This window comes from Shewanella sp., from assembly GCF_048265805.1.
Classification (GTDB): Bacteria; Pseudomonadota; Gammaproteobacteria; order Enterobacterales; family Shewanellaceae; genus Shewanella.
In genome coordinates this window covers 1-8,884 of the sequence record NZ_JBLXAT010000056.1, presented here as the reverse complement: position 1 = coordinate 8,884, position 8,884 = coordinate 1, and the positions used below count along the sequence as shown (strand labels likewise).

Genomic DNA, 8,884 nt, shown 5'->3' with positions numbered 1-8,884 from the left:
GGCCTTGGTGATGGCGGTGAGCAAAATGCGCCGCTCGGCCGAGCCGTTATCGGCGGTTTGCTGTTTGCTACCGTCGCTACCTTGTTTTTTGTCCCTGTACTTTTCAGTATTTTTCATCGTCAACGCGAGCAGCGCGTCGAACCGACTTTAGTGAAGGAAGAATCCCATGTCTAATCCAACAACTGTGCATTCCCGCCGTTTGCGCAATATCGGCGTGGTTATCACTGCGGTCGCAGCCTCCATCGCCGTCAGCGGTTTGTATATCCGCTCGCTGGAAAGCGAAACCTTAAATAACTGGACGGCCGAACAGGCCATTCCTACCGTGGCGGTGATTACGCCGTCTTCGGCGAGCAACGCGGACAGCTTGCAACTGCCAGGGCGAATGGAAGCGTTCCGCGAAGCACCCATTTACGCGCGCATCGATGGCTATTTAAAAAACTGGCAGTTTGATATCGGCAGCAAAATTCACGCTGGCGACAAACTAGCGGTGATTGATACGCCAGATATTGACCAACAACTGTTGCAAGCAAAGGCGCAATTACGCCAAAGTGAGGCTAATTGTGATCAAGCCAAAGCGACCGCTGACCGTTGGTTGAGCCTAGTGAAAAGTCGCGCAGTGTCAGAGCAGGAAACTGAAGAAAACGTCAGCGCCTATCACGCGCGGGAAGCGGAAGTAAAAGCGGCCAAAGCCAACCTGCAATATCTTGAGGTACAAAAAGCTTACGCTGATATCGCTGCACCATTTGATGGCGTTATTACTGCCCGCAATACCGACATAGGTGATCTGATTTCTGCAGGCAGTAACGGTGGTAGTGCGTTGTTTGAGGTGGCGGACACTAGTAAAATCCGAGTGTATATCCGCGTACCGCAAACCTATGTGCCACAGATTGATCTTGGCACAGACGCCACTATTCATGTCCCCGAAACACCGAACAAAGCTTATCACGCCGAGGTGGTTGCCAACGCCCGCTCTGTAGATCAACAAAGCGGCACCACGCTAATGCAATTGATGGTGGATAACCTTGATGGTGGTTTGATGCCTGGCGCTTACGCCAGTGTTGAATTACATCTTAAGCCACGTGCGGATGTTCTCACCATACCTGCCAGTGCTTTGATGTTTAACAGCAAAGGCTTAACCGTCGCGACGGTGACTGCTAACAACTCAGTGGTGATAAAACCGGTCACCATAGCGCGCGATCTGGGGCGTAATATCGAAATTGAGAGTGGTTTGTTGTCAACAGATAAAGTGATTGCCAATCCACCTGATGGAATTGCACAAAATGACAAGGTGAACCTGATTAGAAAAAGTTAATACTATCAATATCATGCTGTATATATTGAAAAGATATTTGAATCGATAACACTTCGGTTATTCACTGTTTTTTTACCCACATATTTGTCCCTGAAGTGGACGATTGAGTAAAAGTAACACATTAGTATCCCAGAAATGAGTTGAGTTTGTGATTTTGAGGCTGCGTGTGTTTGCCAAATCAAATAAACGATTAGGTTTGGTTTGGCGAAAATCTTTTGGTTCATGGTCCTCCTCAGCATGGAGAGGAGCGGCCACGCTTGAATTATAAAATGCCAAAGGTTGGGCATTATTTACACACGCACAAATGAACTATTCAATACTCGGACGGGACAGGGATACGATGTGATTCCGATGGTGTGATGACCCATGTAGAACGTGCAATTAGTATACTGGGCACTTTTTTACTGCAAATATTTGAGCCAGTTTTCCCCGGCAAAGCCGGAGGTGATCTTATTTTTTGATGGAATTACTTATGTCAGAGTTAAATAGCATTATAAGCAGCGCAATTTCACGTCGTGTTGCGATTGCGGGGGCGACAGGGCTGGTCGGTCACTATCTCTTACAAGGGCTTTTAGCTGACGAAACAGTCAGTGAGGTTCATGCTCTATGCCGACGAGAGCTTACGGTTAAACATCCGAAACTGGTTGTGCATCTAGTTGATTTTAGCAATTTGCCAATCATACCATCCGTTGATGAGCTCTATTTATCCATTGGGACTACTATCAAACAGGCGGGCAGTCAGTCGGCATTTCGGAAAATCGATTTAGAGGCAAATCTTGCTGTTGCGAAAATGGCATTATCGGTAGGTACTAACCGAATTGGACTGGTGAGTGCTGCCGGAGCCAGCAGTCGTTCCAATGTGTTTTATAACAAAATAAAAGGTGAACTAGAGGAAGCCCTGACCGCACAGGCTCCTGAATCATTATTAATTGTCCGACCATCACTTTTACTGGGTGATAGAACAGCCCTTGGGCAAAAACAGCGTCCCGCTGAAAAGTTCGCAATGAACGTATTCAAACTGTTCGGTTCCATCATGCCTCAGAGCTGGCGGCCAGTTACGGCATTGCAGGTTGCGAAAGTACTATTGGCAAAACTACCATCCAATCAAGGGAAAACTGTTCTTTCATCGACTGAAATTCAAACTATTGGTATTTAATTTCAGGTAGAACCACATGCAACTCATCCCGAAGATCATCTGTTTTTCGCGTGCTTAAATATCGGGTATCGCTATCGTGGTATATCACTAACTGATTGAATCACCAAAAAATCCAGAGTGAGCGGGTAATGACCAGCATTTATGCTGAGAGTCAGTTACATAACACTCAATCGTATTGGTACCATCTTTTTTACGAAGGAAGTTTTGATATGAAGAGATTGATTACTCGTTTGGCATTAGGTTCGCTGTGCACTGCGTCTTCAGCATTTGCTCCTGCTATTGCTTCAACAGAGGATAATACTCAAACAATCACTCGTGCGGAACAGCATCAGTACAATAATGCACCAGCGAGTAATTTTTCTGGGCAGGCGCAATTTGCCCGATTTCCCGTTCTTCCTTCATCAGGAAATGTTGCACCAGCAGTCGTTTCGTTTGAAGCCAATACAATAACCAAATGGCATATTCATCCGCACGGTCAGTATCTGATTGTCACAGAGGGCGAAGGACGTACGCAAGAATGGGGAAAGCCAATTCAGGTTATTCATAAAGGTGATATCGTCTGGTGTCCGCCGGGTGTAAAACACTGGCATGGGGCGAGTGAATCGAGTGCTATGACGCATATCGCGATCAGTCCGATTTCAAATGACGGAAAAGCGGTGACGTGGCTGGAAAAAGTAGAACTTCCAGCAGCGTCCACTTCGAAACCCAAGCCGCCAGGTAAACTGGATCCGGTTATTTTGACAGATGAACAACTGAGTTTAATTCCCATTGCAGCATTTACTGCAACCGGGCAACTGGAAAAACTCAAGCCAGCGTTAGTTAATGGGTTAGAGCAAGGACTAACCGTCAATCAGATTAAAGAAGTATTCGCTCATCAGTACGCTTATGTCGGCTTCCCCCGAGCTCTAAACGGCATGCTAACTCTGAGATCGTTACTGGAAGAGCGCACCGCGAACGGCATTCACGACAATATGGGTGTGTTACCCAACGACTTACCAAAGAGTACAGATTATTACCAACGTGGTAATCAGACGTTGGCTTACCTCAATCAGGTGCCTGTGGAACAGGTCTCTGGCCCACTGTTTAATAATTTTTCGCCTACGGTCGATCACGCATTAAAAGCGCATCTGTTTGGCTATTTGTTTAGCCGGGACAACTTGCCCCATCTTTATCGTGAACTTGTGGTCGTGAGCTCGTTATCTGCCCTTGGTGATGTCAATGCACAGCTCCGTTCACATTTGAGAATTGCAACGACTTTAGGAGTTGATGCGACACAAATGGACAGAGTATTTTCTCAATTTGAGCAGGCTATGGGCAGTGATTTAACCACTAACGCTAAAAGCGTCTTACTGCAATTACAGTGATCTGCAACCATTCCAGATGAAGTTGAAATATCAACTTCATCTGCGACACAACGCTACATCGTTATTGAACATTATTCATAAATTAGGAATCCCTATGACTTCAGTCGGCAGTGACGTTTGATGCAGATTTTGGTGGAACATGCGGTAGCATCGGTGTTGCGTGCCTCCCCCCTAAACGCGGCGTTAGTCCATAGAAATTTTTATCCGAAATTCACCTGACACAGCCGATGTACTAACTTGCTTTTGTCCAAAAGTGAGCTAGGGAAGAAGTGGCAGTCGTGTGGAGTTTTTGGTAGCCCACATCAATATGTCAGTGGGCTACTGGTGGATTATTTGATTGGCACGACCTGATTTCTTTTCAGCCTAGAAAGCTCCTCCCGAAGCTCTGCGTTTTCATGCTCCAACTCATCCACACGAGTTAACGCCTGAACCAGCTTATCATTCAAGTGATGCTGCGCAACCGCAAATAAGGCTCTAACTTCTCTCGCTCCGTCTCATACTTATCCTTGATACGCTTTTGCTCTTTGAGCTTAGTGCGCACGGTCTGGATCTCTGGCCGGATTATTTCAACGTTGCCTGCCGCGATTTCAGCTTTCGTCTGTTTAACCTTATCAACAAACTCGGGGTATAGTAACTCAGTTTACTGCTTGTCTGTGACCTAAAAGAATTGTTCTGTTTTCCGATATAACGCTTAAAGTGGGATTTTTTCTAGCCCGATTTTACGTTTTAGCTTCAGACCAAAAATTGAGATTAAACTGGGCATCATCGCTGAGTTCAATACGATGCCAATATTGTGGTGGACTAATGGCGAAGCTTCCTGCCGGGATCACCCGTTTAATTTCAGCCTCTTTGGCATGTTCGTCAGCAAAGCCATAGTAAGTGACCACACCGGCCATGACACAAAGCTGTCCAAAAACCCCTGCCGTAGTATTGTGATGACTTAGCAGTGCTTGGGGCACATTGTCTTTGGTAAAAAATGGGGTTGAGCGTTGAATAGTCCAATCTTTCGGTATACTAAGCTGATTCATCATATGGTCCTCATTTACCAGTAATTTTCAAAACTATAATGCCCGGGTGCACGCCTTAAATGTTTATTTAACCCACGTTCATTTAACGCGACACCAGTGTCTTTCACCATGGAAGGGTTACCACATAGGTAGACAAAACTGCTATCAGGATCGAGGGAGAGAGAAGCTGCCTGCTCCAACGCACCATTGCGGAGCAATTGCGGGATCCTGCCTGATAGTGCACCGCTGACGATTTCTCGAGAGACAATTTTCACTAAGGTTAATCGACGGTGATGCGCCTGCAATTGCGCTATTTGGCTGGCATACACCAGATCTCCCTCGGTGCGAACGGCATGCACTAACACAATTTTCTCAAAAGGTAGCGAGGGAGATTTGAGCATGGAAATATAAGGGCCGATGCCCGTACCACTCGCCATTAACCATAGTTCTTTGGCATAGCTTGGCACCTCTGCCAAGGTCATAAATCCACTGGACTGTTTGCCCACTCCAACAGCATCCCCTCGCTGCAATAGCTGCAATTTGGCGGAGAGCTGCCCATTGGGAGCGGCTACGATCAAGAACTCTAACTCTCCTGTTTGTGCATACTCTTGCGGCGAATTTACGATGGAATATGCGCGACGGATCCAATCACCTTGCTCATTTTGCAATGCGAGCTTAGTAAACTGTCCTGCAACGAACGGTGCAACGTCAGCCTGAACAACAATGGAGAATTGCTGGGCGGTCCAATCGATACGCCGTACGACTTTACCCAGTGCTAAAGCTTGTGGAATCATGCTGCCTCCGAACATTTGTCTCTGTCGATTATGCCACGCTCCCAAATGGCGCTTTAGCTAACTTTAGCAAATGACAATACATAGTGGTCAGGGCAACCGCTCACATCTAAATCGATGACACGAAATCCCGCTTGCTCAACTTCTGCGACCACCATTTGTGGTGAGACTTGGGCTTGCTCACCTTTGAAGTCAACAAAAACGATGTGTGCATTAGGCGACACTTGTGCATGCAGATTGTTTAAGAACTGCGTGCGCTCTCGAATAAAGCGATAGGTGTTGGCGACAAAAACCAAGTCAACGCCATTAGGCAAACAGGGATCGGTCTTAGTGGATTGGCTGATGTCGATATTGCTGTGTGACGATTGCTGAAAGCGGCGCTGCATATAACTTACCATATTGGGCTCGCAGTCAATGGCATATACCTTTTGCGCTTGGTCGGCAAAAATGTTGGAAAAATATCCAGTGCCAGCACCAATGTCAGCGACGGTCATATCATCGCGAATAGCCAGCCGCTCCAAAATGTAGGATGTTCGTTGCCATTCCTCTCTATTTTCGGCATCAAAAATTAACGTTAGCTTTTCAGGTTCTGCAAAACTCATTGCACTCTTATCCTTCTAAATTGAGACATACTGCCCATCAGTTGATGCAGTGATAGATGGCGTTAGTGACCCTGCCACTTACTGCTGTTGCGATGGCTACGCGGCATCGGGTAGCCACGGTTTATCGGCCTGACAATTTGTTATTGCATTGGACATGCCAATATTCAATATATTGATTTATATTGATTTATATTGATTTATATTGATTTATATTGATTTATATTGATTTATATTGATTTATTTTTTAATAAGTAGCAAAAAGATGTCGATATGACATTGTTTTAAATTGTCATATTGACAGCTATACTGTCAATATGACAACCAGTGGAGCTTTAAATGGCAGAACGCTTACCTCAATGGCTGAGTATCACCAAAGATTTGAACTCAGGATTGAGCCGTGATAATCGATTTGATCGACTGCTAGCGACCATTCGACAAGTGGTTAACTGTGATGCCTCGGCCTTGTTGTTACTGCAAGGGCAGCAATTTACGCCACTGGCCATCAATGGCTTGGCAGAGGAAGTGCTCGGCCGCCGCTTTGAAATTGACGCGCACCCACGGTTGCAAGCAATTGCTCGTGCCGGAGATATCGTCCGTTTTCCCGCAGACAGTGACTTAGCGGATCCCTATGACGGGCTGATCCCCAACCACGGTCAACAGCTGCATGTGCATTCCTGTATTGGCTTACCGCTACTAATTGATGACCAATTGATTGGGGCGATCACTATTGATGCTTTTGCACCAGATCAGTTTGATAACATCCCTAATGATGAACTGCGCTTTATAAGTGCGTTGGCGGCCAGTGGCTTGCACACGGCATTACTGCTCGACAAGTTGGAACAACAGACAGAGCGCGAGCCGCTGACCGTGCGCCATAGCATGAAACACGAGATGATTGGTAAATCTGCGGCAATGCAGTCATTACAAGCGCAAATTGATGCCGTAGCGAGTACAGATCTTACCGTGCTTATCATGGGGGAAACTGGAGTCGGCAAAGAGTTGGTCGCTAGTGCGATTCATCACCGCTCCAAGCGTGTCGATAAGGCGTTGGTGTATCTTAATTGTGCGGCACTCCCCGAGTCGGTTGCTGAGAGTGAACTCTTTGGTCATGTCAAAGGCGCTTTTACGGGGGCGATAAGTCATCGAAAAGGGAAATTTGAACAAGCCAACAATGGCACTTTATTTCTCGATGAGGTGGGTGAGCTTTCACTCGCATTACAAGCGAAATTACTGCGTGCACTGCAGTATGGCGATATTCAGCGAGTCGGGGATGACCGCACGATATTAGTGAACACGCGCATTGTAGCGGCAACCAATAGAAACATGCAAGCGGAGGTAATGGCGGGGCGATTTAGGGCCGATCTCTATCATAGATTGAGTGTTTTTCCGGTGTTTGTGCCTCCATTACGCGATAGAAATAATGATGTGGTGCTGCTGGCCGGTTTTTTTGCAGAGCGGATTCGACAAAAGCTCAATATCAAAAGTATTCGGTTTGAGCGGCAAACCATCGACAACCTCAAACATTACCCTTGGCCTGGTAATGTGCGTGAACTAGAGCATGTCATCAGCCGTGCGGCGGTATTAGCCAATGCGTCCAGCGCCGACGTTAATATTCTTCTTACGCCACACCATCTATCGCTATCTGGCATTGATAACAGCCATGCCCCCACCGTGAACGCGCCGCAACAGTTAGCGCCTGATCATGCGGGGTTGCCGTGGTCATCTACGGAAGAGTGCAACTTAAAACAAGCCACGGCCTCATTTCAAAAACAGCTGATTTTACAATGCTATGAAGATAACCAGCATAATTGGGCTGCTACTGCCCGTGCGCTCGGTATGGATACAGGGAATCTGCATCGATTAGCCAAGCGGCTCGCCATAAAATAGCATGGCTAAGCTTTATGGGCGTTACGCTCTCCACGTCGGAAAAGACGTTACTTAAGCCCCAGTCTTTGCGCCAATTTATGCAGATTACTGGCATCAACCTTAAGTAATCTGGCGGCGTTGGCCCAATTGTATTGGGTCTCTATGAGTGTGTGCTGCAGTAATTGCCGTTGGAAATCATTGACCTGTTGCTTGAGTGACCCCTCCCTATGACTTGGGACCGCGACAGCAGCAGGCACCAACGACGTTTGATGCGCAACCGTATGGCGTAGTTCTTGATCGAGATGGCATGGTTCAATGGTGACGATCTCCTTTTTATCAGCACCTTGGCTAACAGTACGTAATGCCGCGCGACTAATAACATGTTCCAACTCTCGTACATTACCAGGCCAGCGATATTGCAATAGTAGCTGCTCGGTTGTTGGCGCAAGGATTAAACTGCGAAAACTGAAACGGCTGCGATTACACTCTACAAAATAGCCCGCCAATAACAGAATGTCGTCACCCCGCTCACGCAGTGGTGGAATGACCACGGGGTATACGGTTAAGCGATGATAAAGATCTGCTCGAAAGTCGCCACACTTTACCATCTCCACAAGATTTCGGTTTGTTGCTGCAATAATGCGGACATTAACCTTGATTTGCTTATCAGCCCCTAGACGTTGGATCTCACCATTTTGCAGCGTACGTAGTACTGAGGAATCCCCTGATGATTTAGATAAAAATCATCAAATTAAGGTAGATGCGCATCTTGTCATGTGATCAAAT

8 protein-coding genes and 1 pseudogene are annotated in these 8,884 nt (G+C 46.6%); 5 read left to right on the top strand and 4 right to left on the bottom strand.

The genetic code is table 11. The features are described from left to right. The 4 genes from ACN0TT_RS20210 to ACN0TT_RS20195 form a co-directional block, all read left to right on the top strand. The coding region (locus tag ACN0TT_RS20210; protein WP_417763923.1) for an efflux RND transporter permease subunit at positions 1-174 on the top strand (174 nt) is incomplete at its 5' end. Further along, positions 167-1,312, top strand: coding sequence for an efflux RND transporter periplasmic adaptor subunit (locus ACN0TT_RS20205; RefSeq protein ID WP_417763921.1), 1,146 nt, complete (start codon positions 167-169; stop codon positions 1,310-1,312). The genes ACN0TT_RS20210 and ACN0TT_RS20205, both read left to right, overlap by 8 nt. A 472-nt stretch (positions 1,313-1,784) precedes the next feature. Next, positions 1,785-2,468 carry a hypothetical protein gene (locus tag ACN0TT_RS20200; RefSeq protein WP_417763920.1) on the top strand — a complete coding sequence of 228 codons (684 nt, stop codon included), beginning with the start codon at positions 1,785-1,787 and terminating at the stop codon, positions 2,466-2,468. Between the two features lie 209 nt (positions 2,469-2,677). After that, complete coding sequence (locus ACN0TT_RS20195) at positions 2,678-3,832, top strand: cupin domain-containing carboxymuconolactone decarboxylase family protein (protein WP_417763919.1); 1,155 nt, start codon at positions 2,678-2,680, stop codon at positions 3,830-3,832. A gap of 719 nt (positions 3,833-4,551) precedes the next feature. Here ACN0TT_RS20195 and ACN0TT_RS20190 read toward each other — a convergent pair. From ACN0TT_RS20190 to ACN0TT_RS20180, 3 genes are read right to left on the bottom strand one after another with little or no spacing between them, the layout of a single operon-like run. Then, positions 4,552-4,860, bottom strand: a complete 309-nt coding sequence (locus ACN0TT_RS20190; RefSeq protein ID WP_417763922.1) for a DUF1971 domain-containing protein — start codon at positions 4,858-4,860, stop codon at positions 4,552-4,554. Between the two features lie 14 nt (positions 4,861-4,874). Continuing rightward, positions 4,875-5,633: a ferredoxin--NADP reductase gene (locus tag ACN0TT_RS20185; protein WP_417763918.1), complete on the bottom strand. Its 759-nt coding sequence runs from the start codon at positions 5,631-5,633 to the stop codon at positions 4,875-4,877. Positions 5,634-5,686: 53 nt separating this feature from the next. Next, entirely contained in the window at positions 5,687-6,232 is a 546-nt protein-coding gene (locus ACN0TT_RS20180) for a class I SAM-dependent methyltransferase (RefSeq protein WP_238895479.1), read from the bottom strand. Between the two features lie 336 nt (positions 6,233-6,568). On the opposite strand from ACN0TT_RS20180, the gene norR reads away from it, so the two are divergent. Continuing rightward, the gene (gene norR / locus ACN0TT_RS20175) at positions 6,569-8,119 is read left to right on the top strand and encodes a nitric oxide reductase transcriptional regulator NorR (RefSeq protein ID WP_417763917.1); all 1,551 of its coding nucleotides are present in this window, start codon (positions 6,569-6,571) and stop codon (positions 8,117-8,119) included. A 47-nt stretch (positions 8,120-8,166) separates the two neighbouring features. On the opposite strand, the pseudogene ACN0TT_RS20170 reads toward norR, so the two are convergent. Next, a pseudogene (locus ACN0TT_RS20170) lies at positions 8,167-8,805 on the bottom strand (sigma 54-interacting transcriptional regulator); the annotation flags it as partial. Positions 8,806-8,884: the final 79 nt, after the last annotated feature.